Source organism: Terrabacter sp. AAH1 (assembly GCF_054456855.1).
Genome location: NZ_JBTJJV010000007.1, coordinates 58,133 through 79,389, shown reverse-complemented (window position 1 = coordinate 79,389; position 21,257 = coordinate 58,133). Strand labels below are relative to the sequence as shown.

Sequence of the window (21,257 nt, the reverse complement as noted above, 5' to 3'; positions counted from 1 at the left end):
GGGCGACAGGACCGGCGGCGAGCGCTGGACTGCGCCCGCCGCCGAGGGATCACTTCCCGATCAGGACGCTCACCGAGGTGTTGCCGGTGCAGTCGGGGATCTCGCGGATGGCCCATCTCCCCCGCAGCCCGTTGCCGTCGAAGTTCGACTCGGCGTCACGGTCCTCGACCTCCCCCTCGGAGGCGGTCCAGCCTCGCGTCGAGTAGGCCCGCTGCATGTCCGCCAGGGTCTGGGCGAACGGCTTCGCGGAGACACCGGTGACGACCGTGCGTCCCTGGGTGCGCGACTGCACGCCGGTCACGACGATCCCGTCGGGCAGGACCGCCTGCGCGGGATAGCCCTCTGGCAGGTCGACGGCCTTCGCGTCGGCCGCGCAGACCAGCGCGGCAGGCGTGGAGCCCGACCCGGTCTGGGCCATCGCGTCCTCCATCTCGTCGGCACAGCCGGCCAGCAGGGTCACGGCGCCGACGGTGACGAGCGCGACCAGCGCGCGGCCCGCTCTCACCGGCTCACCTGGGTCTGGCGGCGGTTGTCGGCCTCGTCGGACTCGCGCACGTGCCCGTCGGGGTCGGCGACGACCGCGACCGTGTGGGTGCCCTTGCCCAGGCGCACGCCCGGGAAGCCCACCGTTGCCGAGCGTCCGGCCGCGATGTCGGTGGGCACCGAGGTCGCGACGTTGACCCCGTCGACGAACAGGCGCGTCGTGACGCCCGAGGCCGCTGCCTTGCCGGTGTTGGCCACCGTCGCGGTCGTGGCGTAGAGCCCGCCGGACTTCGCCACCGACATCGCGCTCGGCGTCAGGTTGGGCAGGGCGTCGTACGCGGCGTAGAGGGTGTTGCCGCTCTGCTGCCGCGCGATCGTGGCGTACGCGTCGAAGTTCTGCGCGCCGCCGGGCTGGGCGCACGCGCCCGTGCAGCCGTCTGCGTAGCCGACCTCGACCCGACCGGTCCTGTCGGCCGTCGCGTCCATGAAGTCGAGCAGGTTGCGGTCGTTGCCGCACGTCGTTCCGGCCGTGCAGATCGAGCCGCGCTGCACGGGGTCGGTCGGCGTCGTGTCGACCGTGACCCAGCTCTTGCCCCCGTCGTAGGTGGTCGAGACGTAGAGGTGCCACACGCCCGTGAAGGTCGCTGCGTCCTGGTAGTTGCCGGGCGTCGTCGTGCCGATGAAGGCGAACGAGGCCCGGTCGTCGTCACCCGCCACGACGGCCGGGAAGACGGTGTTGTGGATGCCGAGCGCGGCCCCGACGTTCTGGTCGTCGGTCCAGGTGCGGCCCTTGTCGCGGCTGACTGCGACCCGCGGCGTCCCGTCAGCAGCCTGGTAGCCCATGTAGACGGTGCCCTTGGCCCCGATGCCGACGCTCGGGTCGGAGTCCCCGGCCGTGCTCGCGGGGTCCTTGCGCACCGACCACGTGGTGCCGCCGTCCTCGGAGACCGCGACGGCCTGGTTGCCACCGCACGACTTGTTGGGCACGTAGACCGTGCCGTCGTTCGGGGCGACCTTGACGTGGCCGTGGAGGCCTCCGCAGTCGAGGAGCGAGTACATGGGCACCGCCGGCCCGAACGTCACGCCGCCGTCGTGGCTCGACGCACAGTTGGCGTCGGCGATGTCCTGGCTGCAGTAGTAGACGGCGTTCGGGTAGGTGGAGGTGGGCAGCGGGCCGACACCGTTGGGAGAGAACGGGCCTCCGCCGACAGTCTGGTGGTCGACGCCGGAGTTGAGGCCGCCGCCCTGGCTGGGCGACCACGTCGTGCCGTCGTCGTCGGAGTAGCACATGAGTGAGGTCTTGCCCGCGAGCTGGCTTTCGAAGACGCGGCCGGTCGCCGGGTCGGTGAAGCCGATCGGGTCGAGCGAGGTCGAGCCGCCGGTGGCACAGCCGTTGGCGGGCGTCGCGGACACGTCGGCCCACGAGACCCGCGACGGCGAGACGGTGTCGTCCCACGTCGCCTTGAAGGTGCCGAAGAGCGCTTGGTAGAAGGTCGCGCCGGTCTTGTGGCTGCTGCCGATCGACGGCTCACCGGCATCGTGCGCCTGGGCGAACGACTCCGGGGCGCCGTACTGGGAGAACGTCGGCGGCGTCGCCGTGCCGGGCGGTGGGTTGGCGGGAAGGTCGGTGAGCGTCGCCGTCGCCGTGACGGTGTCACCGAGCGGCGCGAACGGCACCACGCGTACCGTGTAGTCGCCGCTCGTCGGCGGCGCGATGATCACCTCCGGGTCGGAGGACGACGCGGCCGACGCGAGGACGGCCCCGTTCGTGTCGAGCAGGTAGATGTCGAAGTCGGCGGCGGAAGTGGGCCAGCCGACCTTGATCGTGAGCTGGTGCGTGTCGCCGTAGCCGCTCGGCGTGGACACGTGCAGCGCGAAGTCGTCGCACAGCTCCGGTCCGCACGTGACGTCACCCGCTGTCCCCGTGACGTTGGGGGCGGCGAACGGACCTGCGCTCCACTGGACGCTCGTGCTCGTGTCGGACAGCGACCCCGAGTCCGGCGTTGCGGCGAGCGCCGGAGCGGCCACGCCGAAGGCTGCGACGAGCCCGGCCGCCGCGACGAGCGGCAGCGCGCGTGAACGGTGGTTTCTGGATGATGTCGGCATGCGGGGCAGCTCCTGGGTCCGCTGGTGTGAAGAACACCCCCGAGGCGTTCGGTCCGGTGACCGGCGACGCGACTACACGCGCGCTCGCTCGACCGGGACAACGAGTTCGGGTCGGGCCCGGCTACGGACTGCTTGGTCAAGAGGTGGTCAGGAACTGCTGGGTCTCCGCTGGGGCAAGACTGGACGATGGCTGGGAGAAGGCCCCGTGACGCAGCAGACACACGACAAATTCGCGAGAGCCGACCGATCGGCTGCGTGACGGGCCTAGCGTCGATGCATGGCCTCGGGCAGGCGCCCACACCCGGGAGGCGACACCGATGACCCCCGCCGGGACGGGGCCGTCCGGCGCCTCACGCCGAACGACCTCACCACGCTGCTGAGCGACCGGGGCCCGGCCCCCATGAACATCGCGGCGGTCCTCGTCGTCGACGGCGGCTCCCGGCTCGACCCGTCGGTCGTGGTGTCGGCGGTTCGCGATGGGGCGCAACAGGTTCCTCGACTGCGGCAACGTCTGCGCGCCGCGCCCTTCGGCTGCGGCCGCCCGTACTGGCGCGACGACGACCGGTTCGACGTCGCCAGGCACCTCACCTTCAAGCAGGTGGAGAGCGACGAGGCTCTCCTCGACCGTGCCGCCGAGCTCGCCTGCCACGCGCTACCCCGTGACCGCCCCCTCTGGGCGGCGCACTGGGTCGCGGGCCTCCCCGGGGGCGAGGCCGCGCTCGTGTTCGTGACACACCACGTCCTGACCGACGGGATCGGCGGGCTGGCCGTCCTGGCCGCCCTCTCCGACGGCACGCCGGCGATCCCGGTCGCGCACGTGGGCGCGAGCGCGCCGACCCGCCGCGCCCTGGCGACGGAGGCGTGGCATGACCGGCTCGCAGGAGTCAGGTCCGTCGGCCCGCGGCTGCGTCTCGTCCGGTCCGGCCTGCACGACCTCGGGGCACGGCGGGAACGACCTCGCCTGTGCCCGCGCACGGCGTTCAACCGGCCGACCGGCCCGCGCCGACGGGTGGCCGTCCTCGACGCCCCGCTCGGTGACGCGATCGCGGCTGCCCACCGGCACGGCGCAACGCTCAACGACCTCCTGCTGTCTGCCGTGGCGGGCGCGATGGGCCGCGCGCTGGCCGACCGTGGCGAGCCGGTCGACTCGGTGGTTCTCTCCGTGCCCTACTCGTCGCGGACGTCGACGACGCCCGGCAGGCTCGGGAACGAGACCGGGGTCGTGCCGTTCCGGATCCCCGTCGGCACCGATGCCCTCGGCCGGCTGGAGCGCGTCACGGAGCTGACGCGTCAGCAGCGAGGGCGACCGCGGGCCGCCTCGGCCGCCCCGCTCGGCGTCGTCTTCCGCGGACTCGCCCGAGCGGGGCTGCTGCAGTGGTTCGTCGACCACCAGCGGCTGGTCAACTCCTTCGTCACCAACGTCCGCGGCCCGTCCGACCGGCTCACCTTCTGCGGTCGCGAGGTGACGCGACTGCTGCCGATCGCCGTCACGCCCGGCAACGTCGCGGTGACCTTCGACGTGCTCTCGTATGCCGGCACCCTCTCCGTCTGCGTCGTCACCGACCCCGACGTCGTGGCGGACCGGGAACCCCTGATGGCTCACCTGCGGGACGAGGTGGACCTGCTGCTGCGCTGATCAGTGTCGCGGGCGGCCCTGCGCAAGAGCGCATTTCACTCCGCAGCCGCGGCGAGGATCGCGTCTGCCGAGAGGTCGATGTCGGCCTCGGTCGTCGTCGAGTTGGAGACGGAGACGCGGATCAGCCGGAGCCCTCGCCAGGTGGTGCCGCCGACCCAGCAGACGCCCTGGCGCTGCACTCGCTCGATGATGGCGTCGGTCCGAGCCGGGTCCCCGATGCTGACGAGCACCTGGTTGAGCACGACGTCGTTGTGGATCGTCGCGCCCCCCGCTGTCAGCCGCTGGGCCATGCGCTGCGCCAGCGCACACGACCGGTCGACGAGGTCGGCCACCCCAGCGCTTCCGAGCTCCCGTAGCGCTGCCCACACCGCGAATCCCCGTGCACGCCTGGATGACTCAGGGGTGAGGTCGCCGAGGACGAAGTCGGAGACGGCGCCCGAACCAGTGAGGTACGCGGCGGCATACGACATCGTGGAGGCGTGCAGCCCCGCGTCGGCACAGATGGCGAGCCCGCAGTCGTAGGGGACGTTGAGCCACTTGTGCGCATCGACGCCCCAGGAGTCGGCCAGCTCCAGCCCGACGACGAGGTGGGCGGTCCGCGGTGAGGCTGCTGCCCACAGCCCGAACGCGCCGTCGACGTGCACCCAGGCACCGTGCTCGCGGGCCAACGGGATGGCGGCGCGCAGGTCGTCGCAGGCGCCGGTGTTCACGTTGCCCGCCTGAAGGCACACGATGGTGGGACGGCCCCCCAGCGCCTCCAGCGCCTCAGCCAGCCTCGGCACGTCCACGGCACCCTGGGCACCGGTCGCGACCGGGACGATGCTCGCCGTGCCGAACCCCAGCAGCCGCGCGGCCCTGTCGATCGTGGCGTGGCGCTCGACGCCGGCGACGATGGCGACGGGCGGTGCGCCGAAGAGCCCGTCGCGCGCGACATCCCATCCGACGTCGGCCAGCACGCGCTGACGCCCGACCGCGAGCCCGACCGTGTTCGCCGCCTGCGCGCCGGTGACGAAGCCCACCGACGCGGTCGCGGGCAGTCCCAGCAGGTGCGTCAGCCACGCGGCCGCCGCGCGCTCGGCGGCAGCCGCCGCGGGCGACAGGGCCGCGCTGTAGGCGCACTGGTCCCACCCGGACGCGAGCAGGTCGGCAGCCGTCGCCGCCGGCGAGGCGCCCCCGATGACGAAGCCGAAGTAGCGCGGGCCGACGGTGCCAACCAGACCCGGCGTGGCGGCCGCGACGAGCTCGTCGACGACCTCGGCGGGGGCGGTCGGCCCCTCTTGGAGCGGCCCGCCGAACGCCTGCGCCAGAGCTGCCGGGTCGGGGTACGGGTGGACGGGCCGGTCGGCGACGGTCATCCGGTGGCGTGCCCCCTCGGCTGCGGCGCGGGTGAAGAGATGCTCGAGATCAGGCTCCATGTGCGGCACGCTCCTCGCCCTGATGCCCCACGCGCAAGGCCTCTGAGCCGGACGGGCCGCGGGTGCCGCTCGCTGCGAGGTCAGGAGGCAGCCGTGAGCGGGTCGGGCAGCCGGAAGACACCGTCACCGGTGGCGACGTGGAAGCCGAGCAGACGGACACCGTGCCCGGCGCAGAGGTCGATGGCGGTCTGGTGCCAGGCACGGTCGACGTCGTCGGCGGCGGTCCCGCGTGGTCGGCCCCGCGACACCAGCAAAGAGCCCCGACTCTCGGCAACGAGTGGCAGCACGAGCTCGAGCAGGCCGACCAGCCCATCGGGGCCGGTCTCGTCGCCCAGGTCGTGCAGCACGACGGGTTGGACGCCGCGGTGCTGCTCGTCGCAGATCATCAGCCCGACGCAGCCGTTGTCGCGGTCGGCCTCACCGATGATGAGGTCGATGACGTCGCCGGCCATGCGGACGTCGGTGAGCGGGATCTCGCTGGCCCGTGGGGGCAGGTCCTGGAAGGTCATGTCCGCCATCGTGGCCGGGCTGGGGCCTGCCCCGTCGGAGTTGTCCCCAGCTACCTGACCGTGAGCACGACCCGCATCCACGGGTGGATGCAGCACTCGAACAGGTAGGTGCCCGGCATGAGGTGGGCCGTGCTGAAGGCCTCCTTCGCCCCGGCGGTCACGAAGACGTTCACCTTCGAGGGCGGCTTCGGCGCGAGGTCGCCGTTCGGCAGCGTGGTGGCGCACTCCTCGGCCGGGACCGGGTTGCCTGACAGCTGGTTGAGGGGCGCCACGAAGCCGCCGCCGAAGTGCTCGACCATCGTGAAGGTGTGCGTCTCGCCGCCCCTGTTCTCGACGAGGACCGGACGGCCCTCTCGGATCGTGAGCATGGACGGGTCGAAGTTCCATGCCCTGGCGGTCTGCGTGGCGGTCAGCTCAGCGAAGAGCTGGTCGACGGTGGTCTCCCCGTCGCCGACGCACGCGCCGGGGCCCAGGACTGCGTTGAAGGTCGCAGGGTCGCAGTCGTCGTGCATCCTGACGCGCTCACCCCCTTGGTGCGAGGCCTCGGTCGGTCCGGCGAGGGCGAGGGCGCTGAGTGCTGCGAGAGAACCGGCTGACAAGGCGATGCTGATCTTCCTGTGCCACATGTCTTCTCCACTGCGGGGCGGGCGTCGGGGGCAGAGTGCTCTCGAGGGGAGGGCCCGCACGTATCGCAACCCCGCACGCTACGCGCTTCAACGACTGCCTGCCGGTGAATCGGCTGAAGCGCTCGGTGTGGTGGGGCCAGAGTGCGCTTGCGTCCGAATCATCCTGCGCGGACGGAGAATTCGGTTTCCATGCGCACCCACGTTGCCTCTGTCAGCGAGGTTCGAGACCGAGCCGCGCGGCGACCTGGCTGCCTCCGATCTCGCGGACGAAGTCGGGGTCGCCGACGACGACGAGCTGGTCGGTCGCGCGTGACATGCCCACGTAGAGCATCTCCCGCGCACGCTCGGTGTTCTTGGCGTTGACGCAGAGCACGACCGCGCGCCGCTCGAGCCCCTTGCAGCCCAGGACGTGCCCGTAGAACACGTCGTCGTTGTCCCAGAACGACCTCCAGTAGCCGACGTGCCCCTGGGCCTCCTGTCGCTCGACCTGTGCCGGGTGTCGTGACCCCATCGTCAGCAGCGCGACGTGCTGCGGCTCCCAGCCCGTGGCGAGCAGCACGTCGACCTGGTCGTCGGCGACGCCCACCGCGTCGTCGCGGGCGCACGGCACGAAGGTGACCTCGGCGCCGTCACCGCCGCGCAGGTGCATGCGCATGGGCGCCAGCGGGCCGAACGCGCGTGCGATCTGCTGCGTGTTGCGCAGGTTGTGGTCGAGCACGAGCGGCACGAGTGGCACCGGCGGCTGACCGAAGCGGGCGAAGATGCGCTGGTTCTCGTCCGAGTAGACGTAGAGCCCACCCTCGTCCTCGTCGCGCAACGCCTTCATGAGCGGGAACCACCAGTGGTCCGCGAAGTCCTGCGCCTCGTCGACGATGACGGCGTCGAACTTCTTGCCGTCGGGCAGCCCGCTCGCGATCTCGGTCATCCGGGCCGCGAGGTCACGCTCCCAGAAGTCCGCGTCGTTGCGGTCGTGCGACGCGGTGTCGATGCCCCACTCGTTGGCGAGGTCCTCGAACGAGCCCACGAACGCCGGGTGGTGGCGCCGCGGCACCCCGGCCAGCTGGCGCATGAAGTACTGCGACAGCCCGATCGAGTAGCAGACGAGCGCCACGCGTTGCGCCGGCCGGTCGCCCTGTCCCCGCGTCAGGTCCTTCGCCTGGGTCAGCGCCAGGATCGTCTTGCCGCTGCCGGCCCCACCGCGGATCTCCATGCGCGGGATGAGCCGCGTGGCCTTGAGCAGCGCGGCCTGCTCCTGCGTGAGGCGGTCGGCCGTCGCCGCGCGTTCGTCGGCGTCGGCCGCGACGTCCGGCACGGGACGACCCCGGCCCGTGAGGATCTCGACGACGAGGGCTATGTCGCCGTCGCTCGGGACGCGCTGCTCGTTCTCCTGCATGGCGGCGACGTCGTGGATGCGCCCGGCCAGGTCGTCGAGGTCGCGGCTGCCGCTGATCATCCAGCGGGGGCAGTCCGTCGTGGCGAAGTCGTCGGCGAGGTCGGTGAAGGGCACGACTACCGCGTGGCCGAACCGCACCCTGCTGCGGCGGTTCCTCCACCGAGGGTCGGCCTCGATGAACTCACGCAGCGCGTACTTCCCGTCGCGGCACTGCTCGACAGGGCGCACGCGGCTCTTGCGGGTGCCGCCGCCGGACCACCAGTGACCCTGCGCGTCCACCGACACACTGCCGCCCTTGACCTCCACGACCACGATGCCGACGTCGGGCATGAGCACCACAATGTCGAGCTCGTGGTCCTTGCGCTGCGACGTGAGGCGTACGTTGGCCAGCAGGACCGTGCCGTCGGCCACCGTGCCCCGCAGTCGCTCCCACACGACCCGCTCCGACTCGTGCGCGAAGCGCGCAGCCTCCCCCTGTGCCATGGCCGCAGGCTAGCCACCCGGGGGCGCCGAGTGCGGCACATCGGACGTATGCCGTCGAGCGCGCCGACCGGACACCTGCAGGCATTGCGCACCCGGAGGGCAAAAAACCCAAAGCCGTCCGGCAGCACAACGCCGAGCGTAGATTCGAAAGTCGTGTGGGCCGAGCTCCGCATGAACGACCCGGAGGAGGCCCACGCGACGCGCTGGTGCAGAAACCCCTCGGAGGTGCTCATGCGAAAGATCATCGCCACCGGCGGAGCCGCAGCCATCGCTGCAGCCCTGCTGAGTCTGCCAGGAGCCGCGAACGCCGCCCCTTCTGACACCCGCCAGGTCCCGTCCACTGGCACGACATCGATCCGCTCCTTCTCTGCTGGCGCAGACGGGCTGCAACAGCCCGAGCTGCGAGCCGGACCCGACGACGAGGGCCCTGCGGTCCCGTCCACACGACCCGACCCGAACTTCAAGCACGGAATCTTCCCGAAGCACCCGCTCGACGCCCCGGTGGTGGCGTCCAGCGCGGTCGCGGCCTCCAACCCGGACGTCCAGGCCAGCATCCAGGGCCTCAACCACCGCGACCAGCGCCTCGCCAACGGCGGCAACCAGTTCTCGCTCGAGCCACCTGACCAGGCGCTCTGCGTCGGCAACGGCTTCACGGTCGAGTCGGTCAACAGCGTGCTGCGGGTCTACAACGCGAACGCCGTGCCCGTGACCGCCGTCCAGGACCTCAACACGTTCTTCCGCTACCCGGCGGCGATCGACCGGGCGACGGGCGCGGTCGGACCCAACGTGATCGACCCGGTCTGTCACTACGACCCGGACTTCAACCGTTTCGTCGTCGCGATCACGACGCTGTTCGTCGATGACCAGGGCAGCTTCAACGGCAAGAACACGATCGACGTCGCCGTCTCGAACACCGGGGACCCGACCGGGGCGTGGACGGTCTACTCCGTGCCCGCGCAGAACGACGGAACTGACGGGACGCCGAACCACCACTGCACGCTCGACGGCACCACGCCCGGTCCGTGCTTCCAGGACTACCCGCACATCGGTGGAGACGCGAACGGCATCTACGTCACGACGAACGAGTACGACCTCTTCGGCCCGAACTTCAACGCCGCCCAGGTCTTCGCGTTCTCGAAGCGGCAGCTCTCCGAGCACCCGGCGTCTCTCGACGTGACCCTGGTGCAGAACCTTCAGCTCTCCGGCACGCCGGGCTTCACGGTCTGGCCCGCGACGTCACCCGCCAACCAGTACGCCACCGGCGCGAACGGCACGGAGTTCATGCTCAGCTCGGTGGCCGGTGACGGCTCCGAGACCGGCAACCCGACCGGCACGGCCAAGCGCATCGGTCTCTGGGCATTGACGAACACCGCGTCGCTCGACGCGTCGACCCCGGATCTCCGGGTGACGAGCCGTCTGGTCACGAGCCAGACCTACGTCTTCCCACCCACGATGCAACAGAAGTCCGGTGACATCCCGCTCGGCGAGTGCATCAACGACACGACGACGGTCGTCGGTGGCCTCACGGGATGCTGGAACCTCTTCTTCGTCGACGAGCCGGCACACGACGAGGTGCTCTCCAGCCCCGACGCCAACGACACCCGCATGCAGCAGACCTGGTACACCAACGGCGTGCTGTGGGGTGCCCTCGACACCGCGGTGCGCGTCAACGGACAGCTGCGAGCGGGAATCGCATGGTTCTCGCTGCAGCCGTCGATCAACGGCGCCGGCAAGGTCGGCGGATCGATCAAGAAGCAGGGCTACCTGGCCCTCGCCGACAGCGACCTGACCTACCCGGCGATCACCATGCTGCCCAGCGGCCAGGGGGCCATGGCCTTCACCGTGACGGGCTCGAACCACTACCCGAGCGCGGGCTACGTCCCCATCTCGTCCACGGGCGCGGTCGGACAGATCCACATCGTCGGCAAGGGTCTCGGCCCGGATGACGGGTTCACCAGCTACAAGGCATTCGTGGGTGACCCGCCGCGCACGCGCTGGGGTGACTACGGCGCCGCCGTCACCGACGGCAGCTCGATCTGGATGGCGTCCGAGTACATCGCCCAGACGTGCACGCTCAGCCAGTACCTGACGGCCCCGATCGGCAGTTGCGGCGGCACGCGCACCTCGCTCGGCAACTGGTCCACCCGCCTGACGAAGATCACGCCGTAGTGTCCGCCTGACACACGGCTAGAAGCGCATGCCGCCCAGCCTCGCGAATCCGGCTGGGCGGCATACGCACGCTGACGTCGACGTCAGGCGACGCGCTGCTGCGGCGCCGTCTCCTTCGTCTTGCCCGGGTCGCGCTCGACGATGTCGCCGAGCACCTCGTCGATCCGCTTCATCAGCTCGGGCTCGAGCTTCACGCCGGCCGCCTTGACGTTCTCGGCGACCTGCTCGGGGCGGGACGCGCCCACGAGCGCTGCGGCGACGTTGGGGTTCTGGAGCACCCAGGCCACCGCGAGCTGGGCCATGGTCAGGCCGGCCTCGTCGGCGATCGGCTTGAGCCCCTGCACGCGGGTGAGCACGTCGTCGTTCATGAAGCGCTTGATCATGTCGGCGCCGCCCTTCTCGTCGGCGGCCCGGGAGCCCTCCGGAGGCTGCTGGCCCGGCTGGTACTTGCCGGTGAGCACGCCCTGGGCGATGGGGCTCCACACGATCTGGCTGACGCCGAGCTCCTCGCATGTCGGCACGACCTCGCCCTCGATGACCCGCCAGAGCATGGAGTACTGCGGCTGGCTCGAGATGAGCTGGAAGCCGAGTTCCTTTGCGAGAGAGACGCCTTCACGGATCTGCTCGGCGGTCCACTCGCTGACGCCGATGTAGAGCGCCTTGCCCTGGCGCACGACGTCGGCGAACGCCTGCATCGTCTCCTCGAGCGGCGTCTCGGTGTCGTAGCGGTGCGCCTGGTAGAGGTCGACGTAGTCGGTCTGCAGCCGCTTCAGCGAGCCGTTGACCGACTCCATGATGTGCTTGCGAGAGAGGCCGGTGTCGTTCTTGCCGCCCGGTCCGGTGGGCCAGTAGACCTTCGTGAAGATCTCGAGGCTCTCGCGCCGTTCGCCCTTGAGGGCCTCGCCGAGGACCGTCTCGGCCTTCGTGTTGGCGTAGACGTCGGCGGTGTCGAACGTGCTGATGCCCGCCTCGAGCGCGGCTCGCACGCACTGCGTCGCGACGTCGTTCTCGACCTGTGAGCCGTGGGTCAGCCAGTTGCCGTAGGTGATCTCGGAGATCTTGAGTCCACTGTTACCCAGGTATCGGAAGTTCATCCCCACACCGTATGCCGGGTGGCCGGGGGTCACGGAACGGTGAAGTCGCGTCGTGAGACAGGTGTCGGAGGAACTGTCCGGACGGGTACAGACGTTGCGGTGAGACCGGCGGTCCTGCTGCCGGCCTCCGCGGAATCTTGAAGTTCACTTGAACGTTGATCCGCATGAGTGACGCGTGGGCAGAGTGCCCTCGTCTGGACACGAAGGGGGTGCACCCGATGCGGCAGAGGAAGTACGAGGAGTTCGAAGAGGACAACGGCATGATGCTGCGCTACGTCCGTCACGAGAACGGCGGCGGATTCGTGGAGTCGCACGCCCACGTCGACCCGACCGCCTACATCGGGCCATCTGCGTACGTCGACCGCGGTGCGGTCGTCGGAGCCGGAGCCCGTATCGGCAAGGGCGCGTGGGTCGACCGTGAGGCCGCGGTCCACCCGCACGCCGTCATCGGCTCGACGGTGCACGTCGGCGCCGGAGCCGTCGTCGGACGCGACGCGAGGATCGGGGCGCGCGTCAAGATCGGCGCGCACGCCCACATCTGGGACGGCGCGAGGGTCGAGAGCGACGACGTCGTGCGCGAGGGCGCCGTCGTGCATGCCGGTTCACGGAGCCGTCGGGCGGCCTGACCGGCCGTGACAGGGCCCGCCCGCTCGCGGACGGGCCCTGTCACGGCCGGGCGCTGCCAACAAGGTCGCGCACCGAGGTGCACGGCAGCCACGGGTATGCCGCCCGGCTGGCCGACGGGTCGAACCGCAGGTCCGCGCGGTCCATTGCCAGCCCCATCCGGGCCATGCGTGCCAGAGCGGGCCGGAACGGCCGAGCGGCCTGGCCCATGACGTGCAGGGCGACGCGCGGGACGTGACGGGGAGCCACGCCCGGCCGCACGAGCCGGGCGAGCTCGTTGAACGTCAGGTCCTCGGGCCCGCCGACGTCCACCACGTGGCCCCGAAGGCTCGGGTCCGTGGCGGCTCGCGCGACCGCGACCGCGACGTCCCTGACGCTGACGAGGTTCAGCGGGTTCTCGCCCAGCCCGAAGATCTGCGGCCCCTTCCCGTTGCGCGCCGAGGTCTGCATCAGCTCGATCCACATCTCGGCGAAGGCACTCGCTCGCACGATCGTCCAGCCGATCCCGCTGCCGCGCAGGTGCTGCTCGGCCTGCCACTTCATCCGGTGCAGCTCCAGCGGGTGGTCGGGCGACGCGTCCACGGTTGACACGAGCACGACGTCGACGCCCCCGGCAGCCCGGGCCGCGTCGATGAGGGCGATGTTGCCGTCCCGGTCGATCTCAGCCGGCGACTCCCCCTTGGTCGGGTCCAGGCCCGTGGGCCGCCGCGACGACGGTGTCGACGCCGTCGAGGACCGCCATGAGACTGTCCGGCTCGCGCAGGTCGGCTGCGACGAACTGTGCACCGGGAACGGGCGTGCTCGGCGCCGAGCGGGCCACGACCCTCACGTCGTGCCCACCCTCCACCAGACGTGCTGCAACGAGCCGGCCGAGGCGGCCGGTGCCGCCGACGATCGCGATCATGGCCCTCCCCCTCTCAGCGCGCCGGGCCCTGCCGCGGCACGGACCCGGCCACACGGCATACGGCGGCGGCGACGGCGGGGGCGACCGTGGCGTCGAAGACGCTCGGGATGATGAAGCTCGGGTTGAGCTCGCCCGGCTCGACGGTGTCGGCGATGGCCGTGGCCGCGGCCACCATCATCTCGTCGGTGATGTCGGTGACCCCGGCATCGAGCAGCCCGCGGAAGAAGCCGGGGAAGACCAGCACGTTGTTGATCTGGTTCGGGTGGTCGGAGCGGCCCGTGGCGACGACGGCGGCGTGCTCGCCGGCGGCGATCGGGTCGACCTCCGGAACCGGGTTGGCGAGGGCGAAGACGACGGCGTCGGGGGCCATGGTCGCGATGTCGTCGCCGGTCAGCAGGTCGGGCGCGGACACCCCGATGAACACGTCGGCGCCGACCAGGATCTGGCGGAGCGAGCCCGTCTCGTGCCGGGAGTTGGTGTGGTCGGCGATCCACCGACGGAACGGCTCCATGTTCTCGTCACCCGCGTGCACCGCGCCGTCGCGGCCCGCCGCGACGATGTCGACGGCGCCCTGGCTGAGCAGGAGCCGGATGATGGCGTGGCCGGCCGCACCCACCCCCGAGACGACGATGCGGACGTCCTCGATGGACTTCCCGACGACGCGCAGCGCGTTCGTCAGGGCGGCCAGCACGACGATCGCCGTGCCGTGCTGGTCGTCGTGGAAGACGGGGATGTCGAGCAGGTCGCGCAGCCGCCGCTCGATCTCGAAGCAGCGCGGCGCCGAGATGTCCTCGAGGTTGATGCCGCCGTAGACGGGCGCGATGGCGCGCACGATCTCGACGATCTGGTCGGGGTCCTGGGTGTCGAGGCACACCGGCCAGGCGTCAACTCCCCCGAACTGCTTGAACAGCGCCGCCTTGCCCTCCATCACAGGAAGGGCCGCGAGCGGTCCGATGTTGCCCAGGCCCAGCACCGCCGTACCGTCGGTGACGACCGCGACGGTGTTGCGCTTGATGGTGAGGCGGCGGGCGTCCTCGGGGTGCTCGGCGATCGCCCGGCAGATGCGCGCCACCCCGGGGGTGTAGGCGCGGGAGAGGTCGTCGCGGTGCTTCAGCGGAACCTTGGGGACCACCTCGATCTTGCCGCCCAGGTGCAGCAGGAAGGTCTGGTCGCTGACCTTGCGCACCTCGGCGCCGGGGATCGCGGCGATGGCGTCGGTGATCATCCGGCCGTGGGCCTCGTCCGTCGTGTCGCACGTGACGTCGACGACGAGCCGGTCGGTGCGGCTCTCGGCGACGTCCAGCGCCGTCAGGGCGCCACCCGCCGAGGCCACTGCCGTGGTCAGGGCGGCCGTGGCGTTGGACCCGGCCGGGACCTCGACCCGGATGGTGATGGAGTACCCAGGACTCGGTGTGGCCATGACCGTCCCTCTCGCGCGTGCGATCCCGACCAGCCCATCCTCCACCCGCGCGAGCCTCAGCGCGGGTGATGCGTCAGAGCCAGGAACTCGGCCCTCGTGCGGGAGTCGTCGCGCAGCACCCCCAGCAGGCTCGAGGTGATGGTCGTGGTGCCCGGGGCCTGCACGCCCCGGAGCGTCATGCAGAGGTGCTCGGCCTCGATGACCACCCCGACCCCGACCGGCCCGAGCTGTGCCTCCAGCCAGTTCGCCACCTGGACGGTGAGCCGCTCCTGCACCTGCGGCCGCGACGAGAAGTGCTCGAGCACACGGGCCAGCTTCGACAGCCCGAGGATCCGTTCGCCCGGGAGGTAGCCGATGTGGGCCGTGCCGACGAACGGCAGCATGTGGTGCTCGCACAGCGACCGCACCGGGATGCTGCGGGCGACGATGAGCTCGTCGTAGCCGCCGTCGTTCGGGAACGTCGTCAGCTGGAACGGGCGCGGGGTGATGAGCTCGACGAGCGACGCCGCCATGCGTTCAGGGGTGCGTGCCATCGACTCGTCGTCCAGGTCGAGGCCGAGGGCCTCCAGGAGCATGCGGGCTCCGGTGGTCGCCCGTTCGAGGTCGGGCTCGGTCACCGCGCCGGTGCCCCGCCACGGTGGGCGGGCACGGCGAGGCGGCTGCGACTCGGCAGCCGGGGACCAGGAGGCGGGGTTCATGTCACCAGTCCTTTCGGGAGACGGACAGCAGCGCCCCCTTCGGGGCGCGGAGGGCGGTCGTGCGCGTCGGGGCCCTCGAGGTCCCGGTGCGTACGCGTGTGCGTGTGGAGGGCGAGCACGTCCACGCCGTCGTCGTGGCGGCCTGCCAGCCAGCGGGCGGTGCTCTCCCGCGCCCGGGCCACCAGGGCAGAGGTGTGGGTGAAGTCCGCCGGGGAGACCGCCAACGGGCACAACGGCGGCACGACGTGCAAGGTGGCCGGCCCCGAGTAGCCGTTCACCTGCGCCATGAGCTGCCGATGCAGCAGCAGACTCAGCGCCGTGAGGGCGGCGCCCAGCGCCGACGTGGGGCGGCTGCCCGCGCACGGGTAGCCGGACGGCAGCAGGTAGATGTCGCTGACCCGGTGTGTCGACACGTGGTCGAGCACGTCGAGCTCGCCGATCGCGCCGTCCACGAGAGTCCTGCCGTCCCTGCTCACCGCAGGCAGCACCCCCGGGACGGCGGCACTGGCACGGACGGCGCTGACGACCGGCCCGGTGGTGAGCACCAGGCCCCGACCCGTCACGAGGTCGCTGGCCGTGACCTCGACGGTGACCCGGGCATCCTCGAGGTTGCCGTAGCCGAGGTTGCGGCGCAGGACGAGGTCGAGGCCCTCGCCGGAGAAGAGGGACGTACGCGTGCCCCGGGCCGCCCCGAACCAGCGGCGCAGGTCGACGGCGAAGACGTCCTGGCGACGCATCCGGTGCCACAGCAGGGCGAGCGCGCGGAGCCGCTCCTCGTGAGGTCCTGGGCCGCCGAGGTAGGCGGCGTTGACGGCCCCGACCGAGGTGCCGACGAGCAGGTCCGGTGTGATGCCGTGCTCGTGCAGGGCCGTCAGCATGCCCACCTGGACGGCGCCGAGACTTCCGCCACCGGTGAGCACGAACGCGGTGTGGTGGCTGTCGGTGACGACCATGTGCCCTCCCGGACGGTGACGGCGCCCGACCCGGTCTCACGGGGTCGTCGGCGCGGTGCGGACCCTGACGGGTGTTAGCCGAACCAGCCGACCCGCGTCTTACCGCGACTTACCGCGTCTTACCGCCCTGTTCCTGCGTCCCGGGCCCACCCTGGCCCTGCCGGACGCCCGGACGGACCACGCGCCGGGTCTCGTCGACCCGACGCGTGGTCCGGGAGATCGGGTCAGTGCGCCTCTCGGTTGAGGCTGAAGCGAGCGGCGACACCCGAGATCAGCAGAGCCCAGCCGGTGAGGACCAGCGCCGCAGTGGTCGGGCTGAGCATGCCGTGCGCTGCCGAGCCGACGCTGGTCAGGGCGACGGCGGCCCCGGCAGGCAGCCACTGGGCCACGTCCGGGAGGGCACTGGCGAGGATCCCGACCTCGATGACCATGACCCAGGCGATCGCGCCGACGATGGCCGCGACCGTGTTGCGGGTCAGGGCACCGAGGGCGACGCCGACCAGGCCGTAGAGGGCGGACGCGACGGTCGCGCCGACCCAGAGCTGCACGACGTCGACGGGCAGGGAGTGGACTCCGCGCGCACCGTAGATGATGATGGCCTCCGCGTAGGCGATGCCGAAGGTGACGGCGCCGAGGATCGCCCCGAGGCCGAGGACGGTGACGGCCTTGGCCGCGAGCACCCTGGCGCGGCGGGGCTCGCCGAGGAAGGTCTGCATGATCGTGCGGTGGCGGTACTCGCCGGCGACGACGAGCACGCCGATCGCCAGCATCACCATCGAGGTGAGCGCCGAGACAGACAGCGCGTGGTTGACGTGGTCGGTCGAGCCGAAGGCGGGACCGCCCGGACTTGGCACGAGGGCGTTGGACGCGACGGACGCGGCACCAAGGACGAGGGTGACGGCCAGGCTGACCCAGGCGGCGGGCGTGGTGCGGAGCTTGTAGAGCTCAAGGGAGACAAGGGTTTTCATGACCAGGCTTCTTCGGTGTCGTTGGAGTGGATGAGGTTGTGGAAGACCGACTCGAGATCGGTGTCGTCGGTGACGATGTCGTGGACCGGGCCAGCCGCGGCGAGCGAGCCTCGGTGGATGACGACGAGGTCGTCGGCAACGGCAGTAACCTCGGAGAGCAGGTGGCTCGAGAGGAAGACGGTGCCCCCCGCATCGGCGAAGGTGCGCAGGAAGCGGCGCATCTCGCGGATGCCGTCCGGGTCGAGGCCGTTGAGCGGCTCGTCGAGGACGAGCACGGACGGGTCCCCCACGAGGGCGGAGGCGAGCGCGAGGCGCTGGCGCATGCCGAGCGAGAAGCCGCCCACGCGCCGGCCCGCCGCGGGGCCGAGCCCGAAGCGCTCGAGGAGCTGGTCGGCCATGGTGGCCGGGACGCCGGCCTGCATCGCGGTGAGCCGGATGTGGTTGCGGGCCGACCGGTTCGGGTGGAAGCCCTGGTCGAGCACCGCGCCGACGACGCGGGTCGGGTGCGGCAGGTCGGCGTAGCGGGTCCCGTCGACGGTGGCCGTCCCGCTGGTCGGATCGGCCAGGCCGAGCAGGATCCGCATGCTCGTGGTCTTCCCCGCGCCGTTGACGCCGAGGAACGCGGTGACGCGGCCGGGCAGCGCAGTGGCGGTGAAGCCGTCGAGGACGGTGACCGGGCCGTAGTGCTTGGAGAGCTGGTGGAACGAAAGGTTTGGCATGGTGCTGTGCTCCTGTGTCGGGTGCCGGTTTTCGGCTGACACCAACGATCCGGCGGCAGGGCGGGTCGGGTCGTCGCCCTGGCGGCCGAACCTCGGCGTGCGCCCGGGGGTGCACCCGGGGCGTCCTCGGCGGGACGGCATACGCCTCCGGGCGTACGCCCGAAAGCCGATCACCGACGTGCCCGCGCTCCCTACTGTTCAGGTATGGACACGTCGACGCGGCGACGTGCGTGGCGGATCGACCCCCGGGTCACCGACGCGCTCGTCGCGCTCGCCTTCTTCGTCCTGCTGGTCCTGTCGTTCGGCGCCGCCGTCCGCGCCGGGCAGCGCCCCGTCGACGTGGGCGCGTGGGTGCTCGGGGTGCTCCTGACGGCGCCGTACGCCGTTCACCGGCGGGCGCCGTGGCTGGCCCTCGCGGTGACCCTGGGCGCTCTGCTGGCCTTCTCGCTGCTGCACTACGCGCCCTACCCGGGGCTGAGTGCCTTCGCGCTCCTCTTCGGGCTCGCCCTGCACGGCCGGCGCCGTGACTCGCTCCTGGCCCTGGGCTCGACCGCCGGCGCGTTCTCGGTGGCGCTCGTGGCCCAGCCGGCCGGTGTCGTCGCCGTCAACGACGTCATCTCGACGATGCTCGCCACCGCGGTGGCCTGGCTGGCCGGTGACAACCTGCGCCAGCGACGGCTCCGGTGGGCGGCCATGGAGGACAGGGCGCGGCTGCTCGAGCGCGAACGCGAGGACCGCGACCGTGCCGCGGTGGCCGCCGAGCGGCTCCGGATCGCCCGTGAGCTGCATGACGTCGTGGCCCACTCGATGTCGGTGATCGCCGTCCAGGCCGGGGTCGGGCGGCACGTCATCGAGACCGACGCGCAGGCGGCTCGCGATGCCCTCGGCGTCATCGAGTCGACGAGCCGGGACACCCTGACCGAGATGCGACGGATGCTCGGGGTGCTGCGCGACGGGTCCGAGGCCGCGGCGACGCAGCCGATGCCCGGCCTCGCCGACATCCCCGCGCTGGTGGCGGAGACCCGCCGAGCGGGGCTCGGGGTGATGGTGGACTCGACGGGCAGCGTGGCCGACCTGCCCGCGGGCCTCGACCTGGCGGCATACCGGGTCGTGCAGGAATCGCTGACGAACGTCCTCAAGCACGGCGGCCCGGTGGCGCACCTGCGGGTCGCCTGCTCGCGGCATCAGGTCGACATCGAGGTCGCCGACGACGGCCGGCCGGAGGAACGCAGGACCACGGCTGTGGTGCGCCCCATCGGTATCGAACCCGGGACGGGGCAGGGACTCGTCGGGATGCGGGAACGGGTCGAGCTCTACGGGGGCACCTTCGAGGCCGCACCACGACCAGGCGGCGGCTTCCGCGTGCACGCCACCCTGCCGTATGCCGCGGGGTCGCCGTGAGCGCGCCGGTGCGCGTCGTCGTGGTGGACGACCAGGCGCTCGTCCGAGGGGCGTTCCGCGTACTCGTCGACTCGGCGCCCGACCTCGAGGTCGTCGGCGAGGGCGAGAACGGCGCGGAGGCGGTGGCCCTGGTGCGCGACCTCGAGCCGGACGTCGTACTCATGGACATCCGGATGCCGGTCATGGACGGGCTCGAGGCGACCGGCGCGATCGCCCGGCTCGGAGTCGGCACGCGCGTGCTCGTGCTGACCACCTTCGACCTCGACGAGTACGTCTTCGGGGCACTGCGCGCCGGCGCGAGCGGCTTCCTGCTCAAGGACACTCCCCCGGTCCAGCTGCTCGACGGCATCCGCGTCGTCGCCGGCGGGGACTCGCTGCTGGGCCCGAGCGTCACGCGCCAGCTGATCGAGGAGTTCGTGCGGCGGGAGCCGGCCGGTGCGGGTGGCCGTCCGGAGCCGCCGGCGTCGCTCGACGTGCTCACAGATCGCGAGAGGGAGGTGCTGGTGCTGGTCGCGCGGGGGCTCTCGAACCACGAGATCGGCGCGGAGCTGTTCGTCACCCCGGCGACGGCCAAGACCCACGTCAGCCGGCTCCTGATGAAGCTGGGGGCCCGCGACCGGACCCAGCTCGTGGTGCTGGCGTACGAGAGCGGCCTCGTCGAACCGCAGGCTCCCTGAGCGAGTCTCGTCGAGCACAGTGCGGTGGCAGGCGGCCCGGCAGGGTGTCAGATGGAGTCGGGAGGAGCCATGGGCAGACGAGTCGAGCGAGGGCTCCTGGGGGCATGCGCCGCCGTCGTGCTGGTGCTCGGGGCGTGCCAGGGCGGGCGCTCGCCGGAGCTCCCCGGGGCGACGTCGACCTCCCCTCCGCAGGCCACGGCGACCACGAGCACGCCGCCCACGAGCACTGTCCCGCCATCCACCGGCCCGACCAGCCCAACTCGACGCCCGACGTCGAGCGCCCCCCGGCCCACGCCCACCGACACCGCGGGCAGCTGCCCGACCCGCATCCCCGCACGGCTGCTCGGTCGCGACCTCACGACTCTCGGAACCCCACGCAAGGAGGTGGCGCTGACCTTCGACGGCGGCAGCGGCAACGAGGCCGTCGCGTCGATCCTGCGCACGCTGGACGCGGAGCACGTCCCCGCGAGCTTCTTCCTCACCGGCGAGTTCGTGACTGCCTTCCCGGCGAGCGCCAGAGCCATCGCGGCTCGTCACCAGGTCGGGAACCACACCGACCGGCACCCTGACCTGACCACGTTGACGTCGTCGGCGATTCGCGCCGAGATCCGCACGGCAGCGGCCCGCATCAAGGGCGTGACGGGTCGCGACCCCCATCCATGGTTCCGCTTCCCCTTCGGCGCCGTGGACGCGCGCACCATCTCGGTCGTCAACGAGGAGTGCTACGTCCCGTTCCGGTGGACGGTCGACACGCTCGGGTGGAAGGGCACGTCGGGCGGACAGACCCGGTCCTCGGTCATCGCACGAGTGACACGTGCCGCCCGGCCCGGCGAGATCGTCCTCATGCACCTCGGAGCACACCCCACGGACCACTCCACGCTCGATGCCGACGCCCTCCCACAGGTCATCGCCGAGCTGAGGTCTCGCGGATACTCGTTCGTCGCTCTCTCCACCGTGATCGGCCCAGCGCCCTAGCCCC

General features: G+C 71.6%; 20 protein-coding genes. 6 read left to right on the top strand and 14 right to left on the bottom strand.

All coding sequences use genetic code 11. The features are described 5' to 3' along the window. Positions 1 to 49: 49 nt before the first annotated feature. On the bottom strand, positions 50 to 505 hold the full coding sequence (locus tag ACXR8F_RS12710) for a hypothetical protein (protein ID WP_458800930.1): 456 nt from the start codon (positions 503 to 505) through the stop codon (positions 50 to 52). After that, positions 502 to 2,589: a CARDB domain-containing protein gene (locus ACXR8F_RS12705; RefSeq protein ID WP_458800928.1), complete on the bottom strand. Its 2,088-nt coding sequence runs from the start codon at positions 2,587 to 2,589 to the stop codon at positions 502 to 504. Before ACXR8F_RS12705 ends, ACXR8F_RS12710 begins: the two co-directional genes overlap by 4 nt. Positions 2,590 to 2,866: 277 nt before the next feature. On the opposite strand from ACXR8F_RS12705, the gene ACXR8F_RS12700 reads away from it, so the two are divergent. Further along, entirely contained in the window at positions 2,867 to 4,225 is a 1,359-nt protein-coding gene (locus tag ACXR8F_RS12700; protein WP_458800927.1) for a wax ester/triacylglycerol synthase domain-containing protein, read from the top strand. 35 nt (positions 4,226 to 4,260) lie between these two features. Here the strand turns inward: ACXR8F_RS12700 and ACXR8F_RS12695 are convergent, their stop codons facing one another. The 4 genes from ACXR8F_RS12695 to ACXR8F_RS12680 form a co-directional block, all read right to left on the bottom strand. Further along, positions 4,261 to 5,640 carry a pyridoxal phosphate-dependent decarboxylase family protein gene (locus tag ACXR8F_RS12695; RefSeq protein ID WP_458800925.1) on the bottom strand — a complete coding sequence of 460 codons (1,380 nt, stop codon included), beginning with the start codon at positions 5,638 to 5,640 and terminating at the stop codon, positions 4,261 to 4,263. A gap of 80 nt (positions 5,641 to 5,720) precedes the next feature. Next, a complete protein-coding gene (locus ACXR8F_RS12690) occupies positions 5,721 to 6,149 on the bottom strand; it encodes a hypothetical protein (RefSeq protein WP_458800923.1) in 429 nt (142 codons plus the stop codon). Positions 6,150 to 6,199: 50 nt separating this feature from the next. Beyond that, entirely contained in the window at positions 6,200 to 6,775 is a 576-nt protein-coding gene (locus ACXR8F_RS12685; protein ID WP_045190008.1) for a cupredoxin domain-containing protein, read from the bottom strand. Positions 6,776 to 6,986: 211 nt separating this feature from the next. Next, positions 6,987 to 8,651, bottom strand: coding sequence for a nuclease-related domain-containing DEAD/DEAH box helicase (locus ACXR8F_RS12680; RefSeq protein WP_458800921.1), 1,665 nt, complete (start codon positions 8,649 to 8,651; stop codon positions 6,987 to 6,989). Positions 8,652 to 8,822: 171 nt separating this feature from the next. On the opposite strand from ACXR8F_RS12680, the gene ACXR8F_RS12675 reads away from it, so the two are divergent. Next, positions 8,823 to 10,820 (top strand): hypothetical protein, encoded by a 1,998-nt coding sequence (locus tag ACXR8F_RS12675; RefSeq protein WP_458800919.1) that lies wholly within the window; start codon positions 8,823 to 8,825, stop codon positions 10,818 to 10,820. A gap of 83 nt (positions 10,821 to 10,903) precedes the next feature. Here ACXR8F_RS12675 and ACXR8F_RS12670 read toward each other — a convergent pair whose 3' ends face one another. Beyond that, positions 10,904 to 11,914, bottom strand: a complete 1,011-nt coding sequence (locus tag ACXR8F_RS12670; RefSeq protein ID WP_458800917.1) for an aldo/keto reductase family protein — start codon at positions 11,912 to 11,914, stop codon at positions 10,904 to 10,906. 218 nt (positions 11,915 to 12,132) lie between these two features. On the opposite strand from ACXR8F_RS12670, the gene ACXR8F_RS12665 reads away from it, so the two are divergent. Then, positions 12,133 to 12,540 (top strand): hypothetical protein, encoded by a 408-nt coding sequence (locus tag ACXR8F_RS12665; RefSeq protein WP_045190302.1) that lies wholly within the window; start codon positions 12,133 to 12,135, stop codon positions 12,538 to 12,540. Positions 12,541 to 12,580: 40 nt separating this feature from the next. Here ACXR8F_RS12665 and ACXR8F_RS12660 read toward each other — a convergent pair whose 3' ends face one another. The 7 genes from ACXR8F_RS12660 to ACXR8F_RS12630 form a co-directional block, all read right to left on the bottom strand. Further along, positions 12,581 to 13,171: an SDR family oxidoreductase gene (locus ACXR8F_RS12660; protein ID WP_458801093.1), complete on the bottom strand. Its 591-nt coding sequence runs from the start codon at positions 13,169 to 13,171 to the stop codon at positions 12,581 to 12,583. A gap of 28 nt (positions 13,172 to 13,199) precedes the next feature. Then, positions 13,200 to 13,442, bottom strand: a complete 243-nt coding sequence (locus ACXR8F_RS12655) for an SDR family oxidoreductase (RefSeq protein ID WP_458800915.1) — start codon at positions 13,440 to 13,442, stop codon at positions 13,200 to 13,202. A 13-nt stretch (positions 13,443 to 13,455) separates the two neighbouring features. Then, positions 13,456 to 14,862 (bottom strand): malic enzyme-like NAD(P)-binding protein, encoded by a 1,407-nt coding sequence (locus ACXR8F_RS12650; protein ID WP_458800913.1) that lies wholly within the window; start codon positions 14,860 to 14,862, stop codon positions 13,456 to 13,458. A 56-nt stretch (positions 14,863 to 14,918) separates the two neighbouring features. Then, positions 14,919 to 15,560, bottom strand: a complete 642-nt coding sequence (folE, locus tag ACXR8F_RS12645; protein WP_458800911.1) for a GTP cyclohydrolase I FolE — start codon at positions 15,558 to 15,560, stop codon at positions 14,919 to 14,921. Continuing rightward, positions 15,557 to 16,513 (bottom strand): patatin-like phospholipase family protein, encoded by a 957-nt coding sequence (locus tag ACXR8F_RS12640; RefSeq protein ID WP_458800909.1) that lies wholly within the window; start codon positions 16,511 to 16,513, stop codon positions 15,557 to 15,559. The genes folE and ACXR8F_RS12640 overlap by 4 nt, the downstream gene beginning before the upstream one ends. 224 nt (positions 16,514 to 16,737) lie before the next feature. Then, positions 16,738 to 17,481 carry an ABC transporter permease gene (locus tag ACXR8F_RS12635; RefSeq protein WP_458800907.1) on the bottom strand — a complete coding sequence of 248 codons (744 nt, stop codon included), beginning with the start codon at positions 17,479 to 17,481 and terminating at the stop codon, positions 16,738 to 16,740. Then, positions 17,478 to 18,200: an ABC transporter ATP-binding protein gene (locus ACXR8F_RS12630; RefSeq protein WP_458800906.1), complete on the bottom strand. Its 723-nt coding sequence runs from the start codon at positions 18,198 to 18,200 to the stop codon at positions 17,478 to 17,480. The genes ACXR8F_RS12635 and ACXR8F_RS12630 overlap by 4 nt, the downstream gene beginning before the upstream one ends. Positions 18,201 to 18,404: 204 nt before the next feature. On the opposite strand from ACXR8F_RS12630, the gene ACXR8F_RS12625 reads away from it, so the two are divergent. From ACXR8F_RS12625 to ACXR8F_RS12615, 3 genes are all read left to right on the top strand, one after another. Continuing rightward, positions 18,405 to 19,601, top strand: a complete 1,197-nt coding sequence (locus ACXR8F_RS12625; protein ID WP_458800905.1) for a sensor histidine kinase — start codon at positions 18,405 to 18,407, stop codon at positions 19,599 to 19,601. Continuing rightward, positions 19,598 to 20,278 carry a response regulator transcription factor gene (locus tag ACXR8F_RS12620; RefSeq protein WP_082080823.1) on the top strand — a complete coding sequence of 227 codons (681 nt, stop codon included), beginning with the start codon at positions 19,598 to 19,600 and terminating at the stop codon, positions 20,276 to 20,278. The genes ACXR8F_RS12625 and ACXR8F_RS12620 overlap by 4 nt, the downstream gene beginning before the upstream one ends. A gap of 69 nt (positions 20,279 to 20,347) precedes the next feature. Beyond that, positions 20,348 to 21,253, top strand: a complete 906-nt coding sequence (locus ACXR8F_RS12615; RefSeq protein WP_458800902.1) for a polysaccharide deacetylase family protein — start codon at positions 20,348 to 20,350, stop codon at positions 21,251 to 21,253. The last annotated feature ends 4 nt before the right edge of the window (positions 21,254 to 21,257 follow it).

Excerpts from the sequence above, each read along its gene's own strand:
- ACXR8F_RS12705 (WP_458800928.1), bottom strand. The coding sequence starts at position 2,589 with ATGCCGACATCATCCAGAAACCACCGTTCACGCGCGCTGCCGCTCGTC.
- ACXR8F_RS12630 (WP_458800906.1), bottom strand. The coding sequence starts at position 18,200 with ATGCCAAACCTTTCGTTCCACCAGCTCTCCAAGCACTACGGCCCGGTC.
- ACXR8F_RS12670 (WP_458800917.1), bottom strand. The coding sequence starts at position 11,914 with ATGAACTTCCGATACCTGGGTAACAGTGGACTCAAGATCTCCGAGATC.
- ACXR8F_RS12690 (WP_458800923.1), bottom strand. The coding sequence starts at position 6,149 with ATGACCTTCCAGGACCTGCCCCCACGGGCCAGCGAGATCCCGCTCACC.
- folE (WP_458800911.1), bottom strand. The coding sequence starts at position 15,560 with ATGAACCCCGCCTCCTGGTCCCCGGCTGCCGAGTCGCAGCCGCCTCGC.
- ACXR8F_RS12650 (WP_458800913.1), bottom strand. The coding sequence starts at position 14,862 with ATGGCCACACCGAGTCCTGGGTACTCCATCACCATCCGGGTCGAGGTC.
- ACXR8F_RS12695 (WP_458800925.1), bottom strand. The coding sequence starts at position 5,640 with ATGGAGCCTGATCTCGAGCATCTCTTCACCCGCGCCGCAGCCGAGGGG.
- ACXR8F_RS12700 (WP_458800927.1), top strand. The coding sequence starts at position 2,867 with ATGGCCTCGGGCAGGCGCCCACACCCGGGAGGCGACACCGATGACCCC.
- ACXR8F_RS12625 (WP_458800905.1), top strand. The coding sequence starts at position 18,405 with ATGGACACGTCGACGCGGCGACGTGCGTGGCGGATCGACCCCCGGGTC.
- ACXR8F_RS12675 (WP_458800919.1), top strand. The coding sequence starts at position 8,823 with ATGAACGACCCGGAGGAGGCCCACGCGACGCGCTGGTGCAGAAACCCC.
- ACXR8F_RS12640 (WP_458800909.1), bottom strand. The coding sequence starts at position 16,513 with ATGGTCGTCACCGACAGCCACCACACCGCGTTCGTGCTCACCGGTGGC.
- ACXR8F_RS12685 (WP_045190008.1), bottom strand. The coding sequence starts at position 6,775 with ATGTGGCACAGGAAGATCAGCATCGCCTTGTCAGCCGGTTCTCTCGCA.
- ACXR8F_RS12665 (WP_045190302.1), top strand. The coding sequence starts at position 12,133 with ATGCGGCAGAGGAAGTACGAGGAGTTCGAAGAGGACAACGGCATGATG.
- ACXR8F_RS12635 (WP_458800907.1), bottom strand. The coding sequence starts at position 17,481 with ATGAAAACCCTTGTCTCCCTTGAGCTCTACAAGCTCCGCACCACGCCC.
- ACXR8F_RS12655 (WP_458800915.1), bottom strand. The coding sequence starts at position 13,442 with ATGATCGCGATCGTCGGCGGCACCGGCCGCCTCGGCCGGCTCGTTGCA.
- ACXR8F_RS12680 (WP_458800921.1), bottom strand. The coding sequence starts at position 8,651 with ATGGCACAGGGGGAGGCTGCGCGCTTCGCGCACGAGTCGGAGCGGGTC.
- ACXR8F_RS12615 (WP_458800902.1), top strand. The coding sequence starts at position 20,348 with ATGGGCAGACGAGTCGAGCGAGGGCTCCTGGGGGCATGCGCCGCCGTC.